At 39.3% G+C, this 21,935-nt stretch carries 21 protein-coding genes; 2 read left to right on the top strand and 19 right to left on the bottom strand.

The window, feature by feature from the left end; genetic code table 11:
• Positions 1-133: 133 nt before the first annotated feature.
• From pyrE to IGJ11_RS06185, 17 genes are all read right to left on the bottom strand, one after another.
• The gene (pyrE, locus tag IGJ11_RS06265; RefSeq protein ID WP_164445105.1) at positions 134-784 is read right to left on the bottom strand and encodes an orotate phosphoribosyltransferase; all 651 of its coding nucleotides are present in this window, start codon (positions 782-784) and stop codon (positions 134-136) included.
• Positions 766-1,482: an orotidine-5'-phosphate decarboxylase gene (gene pyrF / locus IGJ11_RS06260; RefSeq protein WP_063627082.1), complete on the bottom strand. Its 717-nt coding sequence runs from the start codon at positions 1,480-1,482 to the stop codon at positions 766-768. The genes pyrE and pyrF overlap by 19 nt, the downstream gene beginning before the upstream one ends.
• A complete protein-coding gene (locus IGJ11_RS06255; protein ID WP_063627081.1) occupies positions 1,479-2,408 on the bottom strand; it encodes a dihydroorotate dehydrogenase in 930 nt (309 codons plus the stop codon). The genes pyrF and IGJ11_RS06255 overlap by 4 nt, the downstream gene beginning before the upstream one ends.
• Positions 2,405-3,181 (bottom strand): dihydroorotate dehydrogenase electron transfer subunit, encoded by a 777-nt coding sequence (locus IGJ11_RS06250; protein WP_438772452.1) that lies wholly within the window; start codon positions 3,179-3,181, stop codon positions 2,405-2,407. Before IGJ11_RS06250 ends, IGJ11_RS06255 begins: the two co-directional genes overlap by 4 nt.
• A gap of 178 nt (positions 3,182-3,359) precedes the next feature.
• Entirely contained in the window at positions 3,360-6,545 is a 3,186-nt protein-coding gene (gene carB, locus IGJ11_RS06245; RefSeq protein WP_063627079.1) for a carbamoyl-phosphate synthase large subunit, read from the bottom strand.
• A 2-nt stretch (positions 6,546-6,547) separates the two neighbouring features.
• Positions 6,548-7,624, bottom strand: coding sequence for a carbamoyl phosphate synthase small subunit (locus tag IGJ11_RS06240; protein WP_034697869.1), 1,077 nt, complete (start codon positions 7,622-7,624; stop codon positions 6,548-6,550).
• A 5-nt stretch (positions 7,625-7,629) separates the two neighbouring features.
• Entirely contained in the window at positions 7,630-8,910 is a 1,281-nt protein-coding gene (locus tag IGJ11_RS06235) for a dihydroorotase (protein WP_207432235.1), read from the bottom strand.
• A gap of 18 nt (positions 8,911-8,928) precedes the next feature.
• Positions 8,929-9,855: an aspartate carbamoyltransferase catalytic subunit gene (locus tag IGJ11_RS06230; protein WP_010719215.1), complete on the bottom strand. Its 927-nt coding sequence runs from the start codon at positions 9,853-9,855 to the stop codon at positions 8,929-8,931.
• A gap of 12 nt (positions 9,856-9,867) precedes the next feature.
• The gene (locus IGJ11_RS06225) at positions 9,868-11,151 is read right to left on the bottom strand and encodes a solute carrier family 23 protein (RefSeq protein WP_010719216.1); all 1,284 of its coding nucleotides are present in this window, start codon (positions 11,149-11,151) and stop codon (positions 9,868-9,870) included.
• A gap of 13 nt (positions 11,152-11,164) precedes the next feature.
• The gene (gene pyrR, locus IGJ11_RS06220; protein WP_010719217.1) at positions 11,165-11,704 is read right to left on the bottom strand and encodes a bifunctional pyr operon transcriptional regulator/uracil phosphoribosyltransferase PyrR; all 540 of its coding nucleotides are present in this window, start codon (positions 11,702-11,704) and stop codon (positions 11,165-11,167) included.
• Between the two features lie 238 nt (positions 11,705-11,942).
• Complete coding sequence (locus IGJ11_RS06215) at positions 11,943-12,854, bottom strand: RluA family pseudouridine synthase (RefSeq protein ID WP_207432237.1); 912 nt, start codon at positions 12,852-12,854, stop codon at positions 11,943-11,945.
• Positions 12,851-13,315, bottom strand: coding sequence for a signal peptidase II (lspA, locus tag IGJ11_RS06210; protein WP_010719219.1), 465 nt, complete (start codon positions 13,313-13,315; stop codon positions 12,851-12,853). The genes IGJ11_RS06215 and lspA overlap by 4 nt, the downstream gene beginning before the upstream one ends.
• Positions 13,316-13,319: 4 nt before the next feature.
• Positions 13,320-14,018 (bottom strand): CBS domain-containing protein, encoded by a 699-nt coding sequence (locus IGJ11_RS06205; RefSeq protein ID WP_010719220.1) that lies wholly within the window; start codon positions 14,016-14,018, stop codon positions 13,320-13,322.
• Entirely contained in the window at positions 14,005-14,391 is a 387-nt protein-coding gene (locus IGJ11_RS06200) for a hypothetical protein (protein WP_010737532.1), read from the bottom strand. Before IGJ11_RS06200 ends, IGJ11_RS06205 begins: the two co-directional genes overlap by 14 nt.
• 357 nt (positions 14,392-14,748) lie before the next feature.
• The gene (locus IGJ11_RS06195) at positions 14,749-14,982 is read right to left on the bottom strand and encodes a CPBP family intramembrane glutamic endopeptidase (protein ID WP_229060502.1); all 234 of its coding nucleotides are present in this window, start codon (positions 14,980-14,982) and stop codon (positions 14,749-14,751) included.
• Positions 14,983-15,344: 362 nt separating this feature from the next.
• Positions 15,345-15,797, bottom strand: a complete 453-nt coding sequence (locus tag IGJ11_RS06190; RefSeq protein WP_178286295.1) for an LMxysn_1693 family intestinal colonization protein — start codon at positions 15,795-15,797, stop codon at positions 15,345-15,347.
• 330 nt (positions 15,798-16,127) lie between these two features.
• Positions 16,128-17,798: a formate--tetrahydrofolate ligase gene (locus IGJ11_RS06185; protein ID WP_207432241.1), complete on the bottom strand. Its 1,671-nt coding sequence runs from the start codon at positions 17,796-17,798 to the stop codon at positions 16,128-16,130.
• A gap of 182 nt (positions 17,799-17,980) precedes the next feature.
• Between IGJ11_RS06185 and IGJ11_RS06180 the strand changes: the two genes are divergently transcribed.
• Positions 17,981-18,187 (top strand): cold-shock protein, encoded by a 207-nt coding sequence (locus IGJ11_RS06180; RefSeq protein WP_010719225.1) that lies wholly within the window; start codon positions 17,981-17,983, stop codon positions 18,185-18,187.
• A 1,661-nt stretch (positions 18,188-19,848) separates the two neighbouring features.
• On the opposite strand, the gene IGJ11_RS06175 is transcribed toward IGJ11_RS06180, so the two are convergent.
• Positions 19,849-20,271 carry an EbsA family protein gene (locus IGJ11_RS06175; protein WP_034697854.1) on the bottom strand — a complete coding sequence of 141 codons (423 nt, stop codon included), beginning with the start codon at positions 20,269-20,271 and terminating at the stop codon, positions 19,849-19,851.
• Positions 20,272-20,348: 77 nt separating this feature from the next.
• Here IGJ11_RS06175 and IGJ11_RS06170 point away from each other — a divergent pair, with 77 nt between their 5' ends.
• Entirely contained in the window at positions 20,349-20,750 is a 402-nt protein-coding gene (locus IGJ11_RS06170; RefSeq protein ID WP_010719229.1) for a ribonuclease HI family protein, read from the top strand.
• A gap of 50 nt (positions 20,751-20,800) precedes the next feature.
• Here IGJ11_RS06170 and IGJ11_RS06165 read toward each other — a convergent pair whose 3' ends face one another.
• Positions 20,801-21,922, bottom strand: coding sequence for a cation diffusion facilitator family transporter (locus IGJ11_RS06165; RefSeq protein WP_251849779.1), 1,122 nt, complete (start codon positions 21,920-21,922; stop codon positions 20,801-20,803).
• Positions 21,923-21,935 lie beyond the last annotated feature (13 nt).

Raw genomic sequence — 21,935 nt, 5'->3', positions numbered from 1 at the left:
GCAAAACTTTCGTCTTGGATGCTTCCTTTGTTTCATTCAGTTGTTTTGTTTGATCCTAGTATACCATGGATTTTGTTCAACGAAAGCCCTTTTTCATGAGTCCTTTGTTTTTGTTCCATCTTCGTTTTCTTCGTTACTGTTTTAACCAGTCCGCTGGATTCTTTTTCCATTCTTTTAACAAGGCTAATTCCGCTTCATCAATATATTTTTCGGCTAACGCTGTTTCGATCAAGACAGAATAATTCGTGAGAGTAAATAGTGGTAACTCTGCTTTGGCAAAATTTTCTTCACCTGCTGGTAGTTCATACGTAAAAATCGCCGCTACACCTAATACATTAGCGCCTTCTCTTTTGGCTGCTTCCGTTGCTTCTAAAACGCTTTGGCCTGTCGAAATCAAGTCTTCGATCACAACCATTTTTTGACCTTCAAAAATCCGTCCTTCGATTTGATTGCCTTTACCGTGATCTTTCGCTTTACTACGGATATAAACCATAGGCAAGTCCAAGATTTCTGCCACCCATGCAGCGTGAGGGATTCCTGCTGTTGCTGTACCAGCAATGACCTCCACGTCAGGGAATGCTTGCTTGATTTTTTCTGCTAACCCTTGAGCAATTGCTTTTCTGACTTTTGGATAACTCATCGTGATGCGGTTGTCACAATAAATCGGGCTTTTTAGTCCACTTGCCCACGTGAATGGTTCATTTGGGCTTAAGAAAACCGCTTCAATAGCTAACAAATCTTTGGCAATGTTCTTTTCAATCGTATTCAAATTGATCGACTCCATTCTTCTTTGATTGTTTGATAGGCTTGGTAGGGATCTTTCGCTTGAGTGATTGGTCGTCCAACCACGATGAAAGTTGAACCAATTCCTCGAGCTTGGGCAGGCGTGACGATCCTCGTTTGATCACCTGCAACGCTTCCTTCTGGTCTGATACCCGGAGAAAGACAAATGAAATCTTGGCGGGTGGCTGTTTTGATGCCACTCACTTCTAAGGCAGAAGAAACAACGCCATCCAGTCCAGCAGCTTCGGCACATTTCGCATAATGGATCACACTTTCTTCTAAGGGAACTTGGATCAATTGATCATGATGCATATCCGCTTCACTCGTTGAAGTAAGCTGAGTGATCGCTAACAACAATGGGCGTTTTTTGCCAGCAGGTGTTCCTTCTTCTAACCCACGTAGTGCCGCTTGCATCATTTTGATTCCGCCAGCTGCATGGACACAAGTGATATCCACGCCTAGTTTTGCTAACCCACGCATGGCTTTTTCCACCGTATTAGGGATATCATGAAGTTTCAAGTCTAAAAATACTTCATGTCCGGCATCTTTCAACCAACGAACAATAATCGGTCCTTCCTGATAAAATAATTCCATTCCGATTTTTACAAATAATTTTTCCTCTTCAGGGAATAGTTGCATAAATTGTTCCACTTCTTGCCACGTCGAAAAGTCTAAAGCAATAATTGGTCGTTGGTTCATTTCATTCGTTCCTCTCTTACTTCTTTGATTAGTTGTTGGAGGGATTCGATCCCTAATTCTGCCATTCGTACAGGTAGTTCTTCAATCAGTTTCGGACAAATGTACGGATCCGTAAAATTAGCTGTTCCTACTGCCACGGCACTGGCTCCTGCCATGAACATCTCTAAGACATCGTCAACGGTTTGGACACCACCCATACCAATGATCGGCAACTCGGAAACAGCGGCGACTTGATGGATCAAACGAATCGCCACTGGTTTGATCGCAGGACCAGAAAGACCGCCTGTCTGGTTGGCTAAAATAGGTTGACGTGTTTTCAGATCAATACGCATACCAAGTAGTGTATTGATCATCGTAAAGCCATCTGCCCCACCGCTTTCGATTGCTTGTGCAATGGGCACGATATCCGTCACATTAGGGGAAAGTTTCACATAAACTGGTACACTTGCAACCTTTTTGACAGCTTGTGTCAATTGAAAGGCAACGTCTGGGTCTGTCCCAAAGGCAATGCCGCCATGTTTGACATTCGGGCAAGAAATATTCAACTCGATCGCTTTGACATTTGGCGCTTCACCAATTTTACGACAAACCTCGACATAGTCTTCTTCACAGGCACCAGCGACATTCGCAATGATAGGTAAATCTGGATAGACAGCTAATTCTGGTAACAGTTCATTCATGACAACTTCCAGACCGGGATTTTGCAATCCGATCGCATTCAACATACCGGAGGGTGTTTCTGCCACACGTGGGGTGGGATTACCAAACCTTGCATGCGGCGTTGTCGCCTTGACCATGATCGACCCTAATTGATTCAAATCGTAATATTTCCCATATTCTTTTCCAAATCCAAAGCATCCACTGGCTGGCATGATCGGATTTTTCAATTCCAAACCTGGGAGCTTAATTGCTAAGGGATTACTCATAAAACAACCTCTCCTACTTTAAAAATTGGCCCTTCATCACAAACCTTGACACTTTTTGTTCCAGTTTCATCATCCGGTCGATGACAAACGCACGCATAACAAGCACCGATACCGCAAGCCATTCGTGATTCTAAGGACAATTGGACATTTGGGTGAGCCACAAAAAGTTGTTCGACTGTTTTTAAGAGACCATTTGCACCACAAGCAAAGACAGCTTTTGGTTGCTTATGAGTACTCATTAGCAGATTCCCGACGTTTCCATGGATCTCATAAGTACCATCATCCGTCGCTACTCTGGTTTCACCTAATTCATGAAACTTTGCTTCATGGTACATGACTTCTTTTGATGCAAATCCTAAAAAATTGGTGACTTTTACGCCCCGCATATTCAGTTGTTTGGCTAATTCATATAAAGGCGGAATACCAATACCTCCCCCTACGATGAACACTTCATCTCCTGTGGACAACCCAGATAGATCAAAGCCATTGCCTAATGGTCCTAAAACGTCTAAAGAATCGCCAGCTTTCAACGTAGAAAATTCTTTCGTTCCTTCACCTTCGATTCGATAGATGATCTGGCAAGTGTGGTTTTGTTGATCAATCGAATGGATACTGATGGGGCGGCGTAAAAGTAAATCTGCTCTAGGCACTCGAATGTGCAAAAACTGCCCAGGTATTGACATTTCTTTGACCAATTCTCCTTTTAAAGTCAATTCATAAATACGTGGTGCTAGTTGTGTTTGTTGAATGATTGTCATGACTTCTTGCTTCATATCTGCTCTCCTCTTTGGGATTTTTTCATTGCCAAACATCTCGACAAAAGTAATCCTTTCAGCCAATGTCAGTAACAAGGCGAACGAAAATGATCACTTTTATCTCTGTTTAGGTGCCTACAAGCTATTTTAACTATTACTTAATCGTTATAGGAACTGTCACTTTAGAATATGCTGATCAAATCGCTTGTGTCGAAAAAGCTCGAGACTCCATTACCCGAATGATCGCATCCGCTGTATCTAATGAAGTAAATAAAGGAATACCATGTTCAACTGCTTCTCGGCGAATGATAAATCCGTCTTTCGAGGCATTTCCTCGATCTTTATCGATGGTATTAACAACGACCTGTGCTTTTCCTTCTCGAATCAACTCAACAACATTTTTCTCCGTTGCTTTTTCAGAGATTTTAGCAACAGGCGTGACGATCAGCCCATTTTTTTCAAAATAAGCTGCCGTATGCTTAGTTGCTAATAGGCTATAACCAATTTCTGAAAAACGTTTGGCTAGTGCTAACGCTTCTTCTTTAGTTTCATCAGCAATCGTGAACAAGACGGCACCATAATCTGGTAGGCGTAGACCTGATGCTTCAAATGCTTTGTATAATGCTTTATCTAAGTTTTGATCAGAGCCCATGACTTCTCCAGTAGATTTCATTTCAGGACCTAAGTAGGTATCCACTTGTTGCAATTTAGTAAACGAGAATACAGGAGCTTTCACATGGACAGCGTTTGATTCTGGATATAAGCCATTCGTAAAGCCTAAGTCACTTAACTTTTCACCTAAGATCGCTTTTGTGGCGATTTGAGCCATTGGTATTCCTGTAACTTTACTTAAAAACGGAACCGTTCGACTTGCACGAGGATTGACTTCGATCACGTAAACTTGATTGTCGTGGATCACGAATTGGATATTCATCATACCGATACAGTTTAAACCACGAGCTAAGCGAATCGTATAGTCTTCAATGGTTTGTTTGATCTCTGCTGAGAGTGCTTGTGGCGGATAAACAGCCATGGAATCCCCCGAATGGACCCCTGCACGTTCAATGTGTTCCATGATTCCAGGGATTAGAACTGTTTCCCCATCACAAATGGCATCTACTTCACATTCACTTCCAAGCAAATAACGGTCAATCAAAACAGGATGTTCTGGGGAAGCTTTCACTGCATGTTCCATATAATCTTCCAAATCTTGTTGATTTTCAACGATTTCCATTGCTCGACCGCCCAAGACATAACTTGGTCTGACAAGAACAGGATAACCGATTTTTGAAGCGATCCCTACTGCTTCTTCTTTACTAGTTGCAGTATCACCTAGTGGCTGAGGTACTTCCAGGCTTCTTAACGCTTGTTCAAATAAATCACGGTTTTCAGCTCGATCTAAATCTTCAATTGTAGTTCCTAAAATTTTGACGCCCGCTTGAACTAACGGTTCTGCTAAATTGATAGCTGTCTGACCACCAAACTGGACGATTACCCCAATCGGTTGTTCAAGTTCAATGACATTCATCACATCTTCAAAAGTCAGTGGTTCAAAGTACAGTTTATCAGAGATCGAGAAATCGGTTGAAACTGTTTCTGGATTGCTATTCATGATAATGGCTTCATAACCTGCTTGTTGGATCGCTTTAACTGAATGGACCGTCGCATAATCAAACTCGACCCCTTGACCGATCCGAATGGGTCCAGAGCCTAAGACAAGGACAGAATCTTTTGCGGATCGTTCACTTTCATTTTCAACTTCGTATGAGCTATAAAAATAAGGCGTCTGTGAAGCAAATTCAGCCGCGCACGTATCGACCATTTTGTATACGGGTTTGATGTCGGATTTTTCACGCAGCTCTCTGATTTGCTTTGCTTCAGTTTTCCACAGTTCAGCAATCTTTTGATCCGTAAACCCGTTTTGTTTCACAGTACGTAAGACGTTTGCATCCTGTGGGTGTTCCAACAGTTCAGTTTCTAGTTCAACGATATGGAGCAACTTGTCTAAAAAGAACAAATCGATCTTTGTCAACTCCGCCAGTTCTTCAATTGGATAGCCACGGCGGATCGCCTCTGCGACATAAAATAAGCGATCGTCTTGGGCACGGACGACTTTTTCGATCAGTTCACTATCATCGATCATGTTGAGTTCTGGTAGTTCCAAATGGTGTGTCCCGATCTCTAAAGAGCGGACAGCTTTTAATAGGGATTCTTCAATATTACGACCAATCGCCATTACTTCGCCAGTTGCTTTCATTTGAGTTCCTAAAACTCGTTCCCCATTCTCAAATTTATCGAATGGCCAACGAGGAATCTTAGCAACGACGTAGTCCAAAGCTGGTTCAAATTCTGCATAAGTCGTTCCAGTTACCGGATTCTTCATTTCATCAAGTGTTAAACCTAAAGCGATCTTAGCCGCTAATTTTGCAATCGGGTAACCAGTTGCTTTACTTGCTAAAGCAGAAGAGCGTGAAACACGTGGGTTAACTTCGATCACATAATAATTGAAGCTATGTGGATCAAGTGCAAGTTGGACATTGCAGCCGCCTTCGATTTTCAATGCACGAATAATCGCTAATGATGCATCACGCAACAGCTGGTATTCATGATCTGAAAGGGTCTGACTTGGGGCGAAGACGATCGAATCGCCTGTGTGGATACCCACTGGGTCAAAATTTTCCATGTTACAAACAACAATGGCATTATCAGCCGAGTCACGCATAACTTCGTATTCAATTTCTTTGAATCCTGCAATACTGCGTTCGATCAAACATTGGGTCACTGGAGAAAGGCTCAGACCATTTTCTGCGATCACTCGAAGTTCTTCTTCATTTTTACACATTCCACCACCCGTTCCACCTAATGTGAAAGCGGGACGAACGATGATTGGATAGCCAATTTTATTAGCAAATTCGACTGCTTCTTCAACAGTTGTGACGATTTCAGATTCGGGGATTGGTTGATTCAGTTCTTCCATCAACTTTTTAAATAAATCACGATCCTCTGCTTGATCGATAGCAGATAATTTTGTCCCTAACAGCTCAATGCCTAGTTCATCTAAAATACCAGATTCTGCTAGTTCCATTGCCATGTTCAAGCCTGTTTGTCCGCCTAATGTCGGTAACAAAGCATCAGGACGTTCTTTTCGCAAGATCCTTGAAACAAATTCTAGTGTGATCGGTTCGATATACACTTGATCGGCAATTTCTTGATCAGTCATGATCGTTGCGGGATTGGAATTTACTAAAACGACCTCATATCCTTCTTCTTTCAAAGCAAGGCAAGCTTGGGTTCCGGCATAGTCAAATTCCGCCGCTTGACCAATGATGATTGGACCTGATCCAATCACCATAATTTTTTTGATATCTGTACGTTTTGGCATGTTTATTTCTCCTCTCCTGCATCCATCATTTCCATAAATTCATCAAATAAATGAAGCGCATCATGTGGACCGGGAGCTGCATCAGGATGGAATTGGACGCTAAACGCTGGATAATGGCGATGTCTAATTCCTTCCACAGTCCCATCATTTACTTCTACATGGGTGATCAGCAACTGATCTGGGTCAACTGTTTTTTCATCCACAGCATAGCCGTGATTTTGAGAAGTAAAATCGATCCTTCCAGTCGCGATTTCTCGGACAGGATGATTCAAGCCACGATGACCAAATTTCATTTTATAGGTATCCGCACCATTAGCTAAGGCAAACAATTGATGCCCTAAACAGATCCCGAAAATTGGTATTTTCCCTTGGATTTCTCGAATCATTTCAATAGCTTCTGGTACGTCTTTTGGATCTCCTGGTCCATTCGTCAGCATGACGCCATCTGGTGCTAGGGAAAGAATTGTTTTTGCATCCGTATTATAAGGTAATACGGTTAAATTGCAGTTTCTTTTACTTAGTTCACGCAAAATACTATGTTTCAAACCAAAATCAATGACAGCCACATTTTTTCCAGTTCCAGGACTTGGATATGGTTTACTCGTTGAGACTTGTTGCACTTGGTTTGTAGCTAAAACGGTCGCTTTCAATTGATCAAAAGCATGTTCAAAGGAATCACCAGCATCCACGATACTCGCTTTCATCGTTCCAACTTGACGAATTTTTCGTGTCAATGCCCGAGTATCAACCCCTGAAATTCCAGGGATACCTTTTCGTTTCAAAAACTCGTCCAATGTCATTTGACTCCGCCAATTAGAAGCCACTCTCGCATGTTCTTTGACGACTACGCCCTTGCAAGTTGGTGCGATAGATTCATAATCATCACGGTTGACACCGTAATTTCCCACCATCGGATACGTAAAGGTAATGATTTGCCCATTGAAACTTTGGTCTGTGATCGTTTCTTGATAGCCTGTCATGCTGGTAGTAAACACGATCTCGCCAAACACATTATTATTCGCTCCGAATGCTTTTCCTTTAAAAACTGTCCCATCTTCTAAAATCAATAATCGTTCCATTTGCTTCACTCCCCTTTGTGCCACACCAATTTTCCATCAACGAATGTTCCTAATGTTTCGCCCTTGACGTTCCATCCAACAAAAGGTGTGTTTTCGCCTTTTGATAAGAAATCTTTCTTATCGATTGTACTTGAGTGTTCAATATCGAAAATAGCTACGTCAGCAGGTGCCCCAACTATCAATGTCCCAGCCTCTAACTGGAAGATTTCCGCTGGCTTGGTAGCCATCCAGTTGATCACTTGTTCGAGTGTGAAACGATTGGTTTCAACAAAGTGCGTATAAATCAGTTGGAAAGCTGTCTCACTTCCTACGATCCCAAATGGTGATTCTAAGAAACTTTTGCTTTTTTCTTCTAATCCGTGTGGCGCGTGGTCAGTCGCAATACAATCAATCGTTCCATCAAGAAGTCCTTCGATTAACGCTTCTCGATCTTCCTTTCCTCTTAATGGTGGGTTCATTTTCCAAAAGCCGAAGTCTTCGGGGATATCTTCATCAATCAAGATCAAATGATGGGGAGAAACCTCTGCTGTAACGTGGATACCCGCTTTTTTGGCATCACGAATTACCCGCACGCTTTCCTTGGTAGAAACGTGACAGACGTGATAGTGCACACCTGTTGCTTCAGCTAAAAGGAGATCCCGTGCGATTTGTGAGGATTCAGTTACACTTAAAATACCTGGCAAACCTAGTTCTTTTGCTTTATCACCAGCATGCATCACTCCACCGAATAGTAATGATTCATCTTCTGTATGTGCTACCAGTGCTTTGTTATTTTTTGCTGCTTCTTTCATGGCTTGATACATTGTTCCTGCGGTCTGAACACCCACGCCATCATTCGTAAATGCAAATGCGCCTGCTTTAATCATCGCTTCTTGATCTACTAAGACTTCACTTCGAAGATTTTCAGTGATCGGTGCATATTGCAAGACTTTGACCACTGCATCTCGTTTGATCAAGTCATAGACCTGTTTTAATTTTTCCGGGGTATCAGGTACAGGGTTCAGATTAGGCATGGCACAAACAGTTGTAAAGCCGCCTCTTGCCGCTGCTTTAGTACCAGCTGCAATCGTCTCCTTGTATGTAAATCCTGGCTCTCTTAAATGGACATGGACGTCCACTAAACCAGGTGTGATCAGTTGTCCTTTGGCATCAAACACTTCATCAAATTCAGCCTCGGAAAATCCTTCGCCGATTGCTTTGATTTTTCCGTTTTCGATCCAAATTTCTGCAGGTGTTGTTTCATTCTTTCGTGTATTGATTTGACCGTTTTTAATGAGTGTTTTCATCTTTTCTTCCTCCTAGCTTTACGCTTTTCCGTTTAGTACTGCTTCTAAGATCGCCATTCTAACAAAGACGCCATTGCTCATTTGCTGTACGATTCGTGATTGTAGTCCTTCCACAAGGGAGTCAGCTAATTCGACATCACGATTGACTGGAGCTGGGTGCATGATGATCGCATGTTTTTGTAATTTCTTCGCACGTTCGACTGTTAATCCATACTCTTGGTGATAGGCTTCTTTTGAAAAACTTTCTTTCCCATCATGACGTTCATGTTGTACGCGAAGCATCATCATGACATCCACTTGTTCTAATAATTCATCTAATGGCAGGTAGTGCCCATAGACTTCAAATTCTTCATCGTACCATTCGCGTGGACCTGAAAAGAAGACTTGTGCTCCTAATCGTTTCAGCATTTGCATGTTTGATTTTGCTACTCGTGAGTGTGTGATATCCCCAACGATCGCTACTTTCAATCCCTCAAAGTAACCAAATTCTTCGTAGATCGTCATCAAATCAAGTAAGCATTGTGTTGGATGTTGGCCACTTCCGTCACCACCATTGATAATCGAGCATTGGATCGTTTTACTTTGGATCAATTCATCATAGTAATTTTCATCTCCATGGCGGATTACTGCAACATCCACACCGAGCGCAGACATCGTCAAGACCGTATCATAAAGGGTTTCCCCTTTTTGTACAGAACTCGTACTCGCTTCAAATTCAATCACTTCTAAGCCTAGTTTCTTTTCGGCTACATCGAAGCTCTTATGCGTACGAGTACTATTTTCAAAAAACAGATTCGTCGCAAAGTATTGCGGTTTTTGTGGTGTCCAGTTTGCTCCTTGTTTAAACTCTTGACCTCGTCGGATCAAGCCCATGACTTCTTGATCCGTTAAAGCTTCCACTGTCAATAAATGTTTTAAACTAATGCGTTCTGATTTGATGATCATGATAGTTCCTCCTTATTTTTCTTCGCTACGTGAAGTTTCGGGTAAGATAAGATTCAGAATGATACCAAGTACAGTTGCTAAAGCCATTGCTGATAACGTGAAGGTGCCTACTTCAAAAACCAAGCCGCCGATTCCGACCACTAAGATCACTGAAGCAATCAACAGATTTTTCTTTTTATCAAAATCGATTTTATTTTCGATCAAAATCTTCATTCCACTCGCTGCGATCACTCCGAACAAGATAAAGCTGATTCCGGAAATTACGGGTCCGGGGATACTTAAGATCAAAGCGCTTAATTTGCCCACAAATCCTAAAATCACAGCGAAAACTGCTGCACCACCGATGACGAATACGCTGTGTACACGAGTGATTGCTAACACACCGATATTTTCCCCATAACTTGTAACTGGAGGACCACCGACGAAAGCTGCGACGATCTGTGCTAAGCCATCTCCCATCAATGTTTTGTGTAAACCTGGCTCTTCAAAGAAATTACGTTTTGTTAATTTATTCAAGACCATCAAGTGTCCAATGTGTTCCGTCATCGTAACGAAAGCAATAGGTGCCATCGTCGTAATTGCCCCTAAGTAAAGCTTCGGTTCATATTGAACAAATGGAATCTCGAAGTTTGGTAAAGCGAACCAAGCAGCATCAGCGATCGGCTTTGTATCGACGATTCCGAAGAGTAAAGCAACGAGGTAGCCGCAAATAATCCCTAACAAAATTGGAATAAGTCCTAAAAATCCTTTTAGCCACATGTTGAAGAAAATCGTCAATGCTAAAGTGATCAGTGCCACGGCAATATATTTAAAATCATAGTTGCCTTGGTTATACATTGCGTTCGTTGCAGCATTCGCTGCTAACCCCAAACCGATTACCATGATCACGGGACCAACGACAATCGGTGGTAAAATTTTGTCCAACCATGCTGAACCGATCTTTTTGATGATCCATGCGACGATCAAGTAAACCAGACCAGTCGTTACGGCTCCTTGGGCGATCGCTGGGTAACCGTCAGTCTTCATCAGCATTTGCATAGCTGCGATAAAGGCAAAGCTACTACCCAAGTATGCTGGAATCTTTCCTTTAGTAGTAAAAAGATAAACTAATGTTCCTAATCCTGAGCTGACTAAGGCAATCCCTGGATCGATCCCCACTAAAATCGGCACAAGTACAGTAGCACCAAACATCGTAAAGAGATGTTGTAAACTTAAGCCGATCCAATGTCCTGTTTTTGGGCGATCGTGGATATCTAAAACCGCATCGTGATTATGGAATTTTTTCTGTTCTGACATATCAATTGCTCCTCTATTCTTCCTCTTTCAAAATCATGATTCGATCTTTGCCGTCAAGTTCTTGCATTTCGACTAAGATTTCTTCTGTTTTTGCTGTGGGAATGTTTTTCCCAACATAGTCTGCTCGAATCGGTAACTCCCGATGTCCCCTGTCTACTAAGACAGCCAGAGAAATTTTTCTAGGACGACCATAGTCCATTACTGCGTCCATCGCTGCTCGAATCGTTCGTCCAGTGTAAAGGACGTCATCGATCAAAATCACTTCTTTTCCTTCTAGTGAAACGGGAATATCTGAAGAATGAAGTTCTGCTTCAGCTGGTGTTTCTTTTTTATCATCACGATACAATGTGATATCCAGCTCTCCGACCGGAACTTCGATGCCTTCTAGTTGCTTCAAACGATCGGCAACTCTTGATGCGATGTAAATGCCTCTTGTTTTTATCCCAATTAAGACAACATCTTGAATCGTCTGATTTCTTTCAATGATTTCATAAGTGATACGTGTCAATGCCCGCTTCATGGTTACTTGATCCACAACTTCTTTTGCTTGCATGTTTGTTTCCTCCTTTTTTATACACAAAAAAACTCCTGCCCTAAGAGGACAGGAGGAATGTCTAGACTGAGTGTACATTTAGATACACTGATAGTTATACTACGTCATTGAGTAATCGATGTTATGGCGCACCATAGCTCTCTTACCCACACCCTTCTTAGCCTCACGGGACTAAACTTAAAGGAACTGATATGAAGTTTTTATGCTTTCGTTGTTAAATACTATACCGTTATCTAAATCAAAATGCAACACTTTTCCTTAGTTTTTCTAAAGTTTTTTCAAAGATTGTTGGAAGCGGTGCTTCAAAGACCATTTTCTGACCTGTGATTGGATGGGTAAAACCTAAGAGCTTCGCATGAAGAAATTGCCCATTTCCTTTCAATGTCTTACTTGGTCCGTAAACTGGGTCTCCAGCTAAAGGATAGCCTATATATTTCATATGCACACGGATCTGATGGGTCCTACCTGTTTCTAACGTCAACTCCACCAACGTAAAATCATTGAATCGTTCCAAGACATTAAAATGGGTCACGGCTGGTTTGCCATCTTCTCTGACTGCCTGCATTTTACGGTTCACTTTTGATCGACCGATCGGTGCGTTGATCGTTCCTTTTTCATGAGGAATCACTCCATGGACTAACGCTACGTATTTACGTAAAGAAGTTTTATCTTTTAATTGCTTGGCCAAAGATTCATGTGCTAAATCATTTTTCGCTACCATCAACAAACCTGAAGTATCTTTATCGATTCGATGGACGATCCCTGGACGGATCACACCATTGATCGACGAAAGATCTTTTACATGATACATTAAAGCATTGACCATCGTACCATTCGAATGACCTGCTGAAGGATGGACGACCATGCCTTGTGGTTTGTTGACAACAGCAACCGCTTCGTCTTCATAAACGATTTCTAATGGAATGTCTTCTGCTTCAATTGAAAGAGTCTCTGGTTCTGGCACAGCGATCACGATTTCATCATTTTTCTTCACTTTATAATTTGCTTTCACCACTTGTCCGTTGACCGAAACGGCACCATCTTTGAGCCAAAGCTGGATTTGTGAACGACTATAATCGTTGAATAAACCTGTGAGTACTTTATCGATCCGTCCTGTTTCTGTTTGAATCGTTGCGTTTAATTCTGTCATTTTTTCCCTTGTTCCTTTTCATCTAAAATAATATATATCAAAATAAGAATCACACCACAAACAAGTGTCATATCAGCTACATTGAAGATCGGAAAATTCATAAAATCTGTTTGGAACATATCGACGACATATCCCAGTCTTACACGATCAATAAAATTCCCAATAGCTCCTGCCAAAATAAAACTTAGTCCTGTCAGCAACCATCGATTGCCCTGTTTGCGATTCTTGACCATCAATGTCACGACAACAATGACAGCAACCACTGTGATTATGACGAAAAACCACATCTTCCCTTCAAGCATACTCCAAGCTGCCCCAGTATTGCGTATATGATTCAACGATAAGACGCCTGGAATCAATGTCTTCGTTTCGCCTAAAGATAAATCATTGACGATCCACCATTTGACCCACTGATCAAGAGCCACTAATAATCCACTGATCATAAAATAAATTGCTAACAAAAAATCATTCCTTTTCTATTTGTTGATAAATATCTCTAGGTCTAATGATCCCCAGTAAGTTGCCGTCAGGATGACCATCTTTGGTAATCAGGACTGCTTCTAGAGTTCCTTGTTCCCGAAACATTGTTTCCACTTCATAAACATAAGTATGTTCAGCTACAAAACGATAATTCGTATATTTGCCATCACTAAAAATCAAATCAGCCGCTTTTTTATCTGTTAAATCAATGGTACCTTTTTGACTTTCCTTTGCTAGCCAAAAACCAATGACCCGCAATGTCACAAGCGCTACGAATTTCCCTTTATTATACAAAGGAAACTGTGAGTATCGTTTTTTGGCAACCGTTCCTAACAAATCAAGTAAAGGAAGATCTCGTTCAAAACCTGTGACATGTTTCGCAAAGCGAGGTAAAACCTTTGCTGGACGAATCAAGTCTTCTTCAATCTGCTGGATCTTATTGACTGCCCAATCATTGGGTTCAGCAATCACAAAGTCCACAGCAATCCGATCGTGAACAATGGCATTTCGTAACTGCGCCAGCTGAAGCAAATCTTCTTCATATTGACGAATCACTGCTTTTTTGCGTTGGGCAAGTCGCCGAACTAACTCAGTAAATCCCATATTGCGGGCATTACCCATTTCATCTCTCATCCATTTTTCGATCCGATTAAAACTACTTAAAAAAATATCAGAGTTTGCCATCTTTCTCCTCCTTGATTACATAGGCTTGGTTTTTGATGAAAAAAAAGAAGCCAATCATTACAAGTACCACGAACATACTATAAATTAGATTGTGTAACCACAATGCGCTTAATCCACTTCCTAAAAATAAAAAGGGATAAATCTGTAACAATAAGAGATTCATTGTAATGACGTATCCTTTGGACGGATGCGTTATTGTATACACTGGACTTTTTAACCAATAAAACGAAACTTGCATTGTAAAAGGTGCTTCTAACTTAAGTAAAACCGATTGATTATGATTCAATTGTCCTTTTTTCTTTCCATTGATCCGCAGTTGGATCGGACTACCCATGCCATAAAAACCTGTTCGTCTTGTCACTCGTACGTCCATAACGCCCCTCCTCCTGATGCTTTCTTAGTATACCGTAAAACACCCGAACAAGAAAGTAGATGTCTCAAAGTGTTTGAGTTCCCTATATTTAACTAATTTATAGACATTTTTTGCTCAAATGCAGCGAGTACAGCAAAAGTAGCCAACCAGAAAAACTATTAGAAATCTGTTGTAACATCTTTTTCACTCCTTATATATCCATTAAAAATGTTCGATAGAAAATAAAAGGATGACTCAACTATCCGTAATGAATAATTGTGTCATCCTTTTTTACTGTTTAGAAGTATTTTTTTCAACCTCACTTTTTGTAAATCTCCACTTGCTTTAACTACTTTATCGTTCATTGCTTTGCAACAACTAAGTAAAGAATAAGAAAAGGAATATACCCACACCATTATAAAAAACATGGGTCAATATGGCGTACCACACATTAGAAGTTTTTATATAAACGAATCCAAATAGAACGCCGCAGAAAAAAAGGTTGAAATTTCCTCCGTGTACGATTGAAAACAAGAATGAAGAGATTATGAGGAGAGAAGCCTTTGTTTTCCTGTCAGAATGTAAGCTGATTAGACTAAATCTAAAAATCATTTCTTCTAAAAATACACCGTACGTTGTAGCACTTATTATATATTTTTTCAATTCACTATTAGCTAAAGAATTTAGGGGTAAGCTATTTGTATCAGGCAAAGCAGTATTAATGACAATAATACTAACGATACAAAAGACTGCAATAAATATGAGTTTCAGCCATTGTATTTCTACTAATGATTGATAGAGAAGCTGGTGGAACAACACCAAAAACATAAAACTTAGGATCAACGGAAACCAAGAAATCCAATCAAATATGAAATCATATTTGATTGGGATCCCTATATTTGGGATCATAAAATAAATAATAAAGTAACTCAAGCAAAGAATGAATTTCCAATGTTTCTTAGTATTCCTATGTATCATATTGCTACATAATCAATATATTGTGTATTTGCTGTAGCAGTTTGAGTACGAATATATTTATTGTCTACTTTACGATAAACTCGGTAAGTGACCGTTATCCTTGCATTTTGACAATACTTCTTGAATTTTCCGTTTACTGAGTATTCGTTCCCGATTTTAATATTCATTCCGAAGATCGTTGCACCAATTGCTAATGTGGTTTTTCTATTGTGGGTTTCTGTACCCGAATATGTACGATTTCCTTTAGAAATACGCCAACTTTGAGGTTGTGACCAAGTTTTTGTCTGAATCGATGGTTCGTCTAATACATAGTACTCATCATCACTACAAATTGCTATGCCAGAACTATTCGTTTCATCGGCTAATACTGTAACACACGGAGTTACAGCAGTTCCTAAAGTCAAAAGTGACGTAGACACCAAAATTGTTCTAAATAAATACTTTTTCAAAAATTTGCACTCCTATTTTAGTATTAAAGAGAACGTTTTCTTCACAATGATTATAAATTATTTTATTTTAGACATATGATTGCTATCATAAAAAGCTGTTTTGAACTCAAAATCATCCGTGAAACCGCCATTATTTACTTGTTGACTAACACAATATGTATAAAAACAAGTCAGCCCTTGTATGAACATATACAAGAGCTGACTTTATACTTTTTTTTGATCGAAATGGAGCCTTTACCTAATTTTAGGTATTTACTCGTTTTTTGTGTATTCTCACTAAACATTTTTGATAGATGGCTTTTTTATGAAGCACCCTATCCTCTTTCTTTTTTAGAATAATCCCAGTACTTCCCCATCACTGGTAACATCCATATTCAATGCAGCTGGTTTTTTGGGAAGTCCCGGCATAGTCATGACATCACCTGTTAGCGCAACGATAAACCCAGCCCCTAATTTGGGAACGAACTCTCTGATGGTAATCGTAAATCCTTCAGGAGCGCCTAGAAGTGTCGGATCGTCAGAAAATGAATATTGGGTTTTCGCCATACAAATTGGCAGTTTATCCCAACCATTAAGGACAAACTCATCGATTTGTTTTTTTGCTTTTTTACTAAAACTGACACCTTTTCCACCATAAATCTCTTGGACGATCGTTGCCACTTTTTCTTCAATAGTCGCTGTCGGTTGATACAAGGGCTGATAATCTGCTTGCTGACTATCAATCGCACGAACGACCGCTTTGGCAAGTTCAATTCCACCATCTGCGCCATGCTCCCAAACACTTGCTCGTTGTACGATCACCCCTTGATTTTCGCAAAGACGTTCTAACAAAGTAAATTCAGCTTCCGTATCTGTCACGAATTCGTTGATCGCAACAATTACTGGGATATGGTATTTCTCCATATTGTGGATATGACGTTTTAAATTACTGAATCCTTTTTCCAATGCTGCTAAATTTTCCGTTTTCAACTCTTCTTTAGTTGCACCGCCATGCATTTTCAATGCACGAACTGTTGCTACGATCACGATCGCATCAGGTGCCTTTTTCAAATTCGGAACTTTGATATCTAGGAATTTTTCTCCACCTAGATCTGCACCAAATCCAGCTTCAGTCACCACATACTCCCCTAATTTAAGAGCTGTTTGGGTAGCTAAAACACTATTACACCCGTGAGCAATATTGGCAAAAGGACCGCCATGAACAAATGCTGGCGTGCCATAAATCGTTTGTACTAAGTTTGGTTTGATTGCTTCTTTTAATAGCAGTGCCAATGCGCCTTCTGCTTTGAGATCACCAGCTGTCACTGGCTTTTGATCAAAGGTATAACCGACAACAATTCGAGCTAAACGAGCTTTTAAATCATCGATGTCTGTTGCTAAACATAAAATCGCCATGATTTCACTTGCTACGGTGATGTCAAAGCCATCTTCTCTCGGCACACCTTGAATCGGACCGCCCAAGCCAACAATCACTTTTCGCAGTTCGCGATCATTCAAATCGACGACACGTTTCCAGATCACACGACGTGAATCGATTCTCAGTTCATTCCCTTGATGGATATGATTGTCCAAAAGTGCAGACAATGCATTATTAGCAGACGTAATCGCATGCATATCGCCAGTAAAGTGTAAATTGATATCTTCCATTGGTAATACTTGTGCATAGCCTCCGCCGGCAGCACCACCCTTGATCCCCATGACTGGACCAAGGGAAGGTTCTCTTAACGCAATCACTGCTTTTTTACCAATTTGATTCAATGCGTCCCCAAGACCTACCGTGATGGTCGATTTACCTTCTCCAGCTGGTGTAGGATTGATGGATGTAACTAAAATCAAGTGACCATCTGGTTTTTTCTTTAATTTCTTGATGGTGGAAAAATCGATTTTCGCTTTATATTTTCCGTAAAGCTCCAGGTCATCTTGTTGGATATTTAATTTTTCCGCAATTTTAATAATCGGTTTTAACTCTGTTTCTTGTGATATTTGTAGATCGCTCTTCATCAAATTACCCCTTTACACGAACTTTATACCCAAAACAAAAGAATTTGTTCAGTTATATCTATTATACCTTTTTTTATTTTAAAACAAAATAGGCAAGATTGCTTTTTTAATTTAATTGACGTATATATAAATACTCTTTATAATGTTAGTTATGATCAGACTTTAGAAAGGTCGTGAGAGCTTTGACCACAGGAACTGTGAAATGGTTTGACAACAAAAAAGGATATGGATTTATTAGTTATGATGAAACAGAAGAAATATTCGTCCATTTTACTGCAATTGAAGAAGAGGGATTCAAAACCCTTGAAGAAAATCAATCTGTAGAATTTGAAATAATCGAAGGAAACCGTGGGGCACAAGCCGCTCATGTCAAAAAAATGATCTTATAAGAAAGTTTCAACAATGAGTAACTTCTCTTCAAAACAGAAGAGATTGCATCAAAAATATTCAATTTAAAGAAAGACCGATACTCCGCAAAATGTTCTTTGCAAAGTATCGGCTTTTTTATAATTTTATAATTGCTTGAACGATAGAAAATCAACTTATGCTGCGTCTCTTCCATACAGTACAACGTTCACTAATATTACAAAATCTCACTTTTCAATAAAAAGATACATATTTCTGTTTGTTTTCTAATCCTATCGAAAGAAGGTTATCTCGAATTTATCAGATGATTTGAAAAAGACTGCTCGACTGTATTGAAAACTTGTTTTCTAGCGTTTGCTTTAATATTTTTTACAAATTTCTTTTCTTTTTTCTTCGCTATTATTTCTTCTCGTTGTATCTATGCATCCTTCTCACTTATTTCCAAGTGAATGATGTCTTTCGCATCAGATTATTTTCTTTTCAACATTAATTGCCATTTTAAAAGAATCTTTCTAAATCGAGACAACGGATTTAAAGAATCGACAATCCGAGCAAGGGCTTGATTGTTATATAGCCTTGGTTGATAATCTTTTTTGATTGCTTTTATACCATTTTTTTACCGAGCTTTTCTAATAACTAGTTTCAACGATCACTTTCACTATTTATGATTCGTTCATTTATGTATCTTCTTGAACTGGTTCCTGAAGTTATTTCCTGCGAATCAAACCCAGCCATGATATTTTTTAAGTCCTGAAGGTTATAACCCTGTGTTTTGCTGTTTTCTTTTAAAAATTACCTACCATTTATCACTCCTAATTGCTCAAAACACTGAATCCAACGATTGACATCAAAACTATGTGAACCCATAGAAAGATTCATCTCGTTGAGGTGATAGATGTCTGTGAACTCCTGGAGTAGCCCTTTTGCTGATTCGCTAAATTTCTAGAAATTTGCGCATTTTTCCAACTCTCTTGATTTGTTGCACGGACAGATAGCGAACGTATTTCTTGTTTATTATTCGAACTACCTTGTTTCACTCTTGATGTCTGTGCTTTTTTCATCTGTGTTCTTTTGCCATTTTCCTTTCTTTTATTTAGCTTTTCCAAGTGCATTCTCCGTAGTTTTGTACCTCTCGTTTTCCATATTCCTTTTATCTTCCTACCGTTCCTCCGCCATAGTCTCACTATCTTCCTACCGTTTCTCCGCCATAGTCTCGATAGCTTCGCACCTCTTCTCTTGAGAATGCCTGTTTTCTTCCAAATTCGGTAGAGATCTTCAAACATTTTTTTTATTTCCACGTCCGTTTTTCTCCTTATACTTTTTCTGTAAGTTTTATTATAAATTAGAAAAAATGTTATCTTACTTCTTTTTTTCCTTTAAAAAATATTTAGTGCAAATTTTTTATAATATCCTTTATGTTATTAAGTTATATATCCCTTGGTTGAATGGTCAGGTGTCCATTACTTTATCGAAAGTTACTGGTCGAACATCATATCATCCATTTTTCTAGGGTCAAGTTCATACAAACGTCAGCAAGACACAATCAAGCCGAAGAATCTCACCCTGATCATAAAATGATCTTCGGATTCTTCGGCTTGTTTTCTCAGAGGTTATATATAGTTATGTTTTTCTCGCAGCTATTTTATATCTGCTGAATCAATTGGTTTAAACAAGTAAAAATCAATCAGCTAGTTGTATTTACTTGGTTGTTAGTGCTTTGTTGCTCTTTACCTTCAGAATAGTAGGACAAAAAAGCCGTCTGACTTTTTTTGCGCATCAGATAGAAGGTTGGCTCAGCCTTCCCTACATATTTAATCTTTACACCTCTTTTGACCGGTGTTACAGAGTCAATATCTTGTAGCGGGATATTTTGGTCCTTCCAAAAAGCAGCATATTTAATTTTGATTGCATGGTTTTTCAAAATAAATGACCGACGATACCCAAGAAAAAGAAAAATTAAAAATAGCCCCATCACTAAGTTACTTTTCCAATAGGGTCTAGTGTTTTCAAGTGATAAAATCAAACTAAAAAATAAAATGATCAAAGATAAAGACCAATAGATGATCGTCTGCGCCCATTCCGGCTGCCAGCGAATTATTTTTTTCATTCTTTAACCTCGCATCTATTTGTAATGGTATAATTATAGCATAACACTATTTTTATAAAAAGGAGAGCTTCCTTATTATGATCAAAGTATACATTGATGCTTCCACAAAAGGCAATCCAGGACCTAGTGGTGGAGGCATTTTAATTATCCATGAAAATAAACAAGAACAGCTTACCGTCCCACTTTCGGATGGCTCCAATCATCAAGCTGAATTCGAAGTCTTTTTAAAAACTTTAGAAATTTTAAAGGAAAAAGGCTGGGTCAATGAAACAATTCTCTGTTATTCCGATAGCAAAGTACTTGTTTCTACAATCGACAAAAACCACACGAACAACGAAAGTTTCTCTTCCCTTCTATATGAGATCCAACAATTACTCGCTCAGTTCCATTTACTCATCTTACAATGGATTCCCGAGAGTAAGAATAAAGGGGCGGATAATCTGGCACGCCAAGCGCTTCAAAAACAATTAAATCCATAAAAAAAAGACTTTTTAGCTACTTACTAAAAAGTCTTTTTAAAGTTTCTGATTTAATAGAGAAGATAATTGTGATCAAAAGTAATATCGAGTTCAAAAGAACCAACCTTTTTCTCAATAGCTTGACGAATCTTTTCTTCTAAAACATCATCTGGTAACTTGAAATTCTGAGGAACTACAATATCGAATTGCAACTCTTTCCCTTTACGTATGATCCGTAAATCGTGCAACCTCAACTCTTCCCCCAACTCTTTGATAATTTGTCTCAATTGTTTCAATATTTCACGGTATTGTTCATTATGGATTGCTACCGGATCTAGATGACAAACTAAATCTACATCCAAAGTCTTTTTAAAGTCTTTTTCGATAATATCAATGATTTTATGTGCTTCATTCAAGTTTAAACTGTCATCAACTTCAATATGAACAGAAGCAAACTTTTTATTTGGTCCATAATTATGAACCAACAGATCATGAAAACCTAAACTCGATTTATAAGAACTTAATTGTTTTTCCATTGTTTTGATTTCTTCAGCTGTTGGACGGCTACCTAGTAATTCATAGACAAAATCACGTAACATCATGATCCCACTAAAAATAATGTACCCGGCTAAGACAAAACCAACATAGCCATCAATACGCCAGCCAGTGAATCTTTCGATACCTGCAGATACTAAAACAGCTAACGTCGTGAATACATCATTGTAACTATCTTTGGCTGTCGCTTTTAGTGCTTCTGACTGAATTGTTTTTGAAAATCTAGTGTACATTCGTCCTTGTAAAAGTTTTAACAGAATCGAAAATATCAGGACAAGAAACACGATCGGTGTCAGGACTAAATGTTCCGGCCGAAAAATTTTCCGTATAGAAGCGTCCAAAAATTGAAACCCTACATACGTAATGATGATTGAAACAAATAAGCCACTGATATATTCAAATCGTTCATGTCCAAATGGATGTTCTTGGTCTGCGGGTTTTGCAGCAATCTTAAACCCAACAAGCGTCAAAATGGATGAAGCTGTATCGGATAAACTATTGATAGCATCCGCCATGATCGAAACACTGCCAGAAAAAAGGCCGATCATAAACTTCGCAACAAACAATAACATATTTGAGATAAGACCTAAGATTCCAGCTATAATACCTTTTTTGGTACGTTCTTGCCCACTAATCATTTTTTGTTCTTTT

Origin of the sequence: Enterococcus sp. DIV0691 (assembly GCF_051711145.1) — a bacterium.
Taxonomy (GTDB): domain Bacteria; phylum Bacillota; class Bacilli; order Lactobacillales; family Enterococcaceae; genus Enterococcus_B; species Enterococcus_B hirae.
This window is presented reverse-complemented; position numbering and strand designations above follow the sequence as displayed.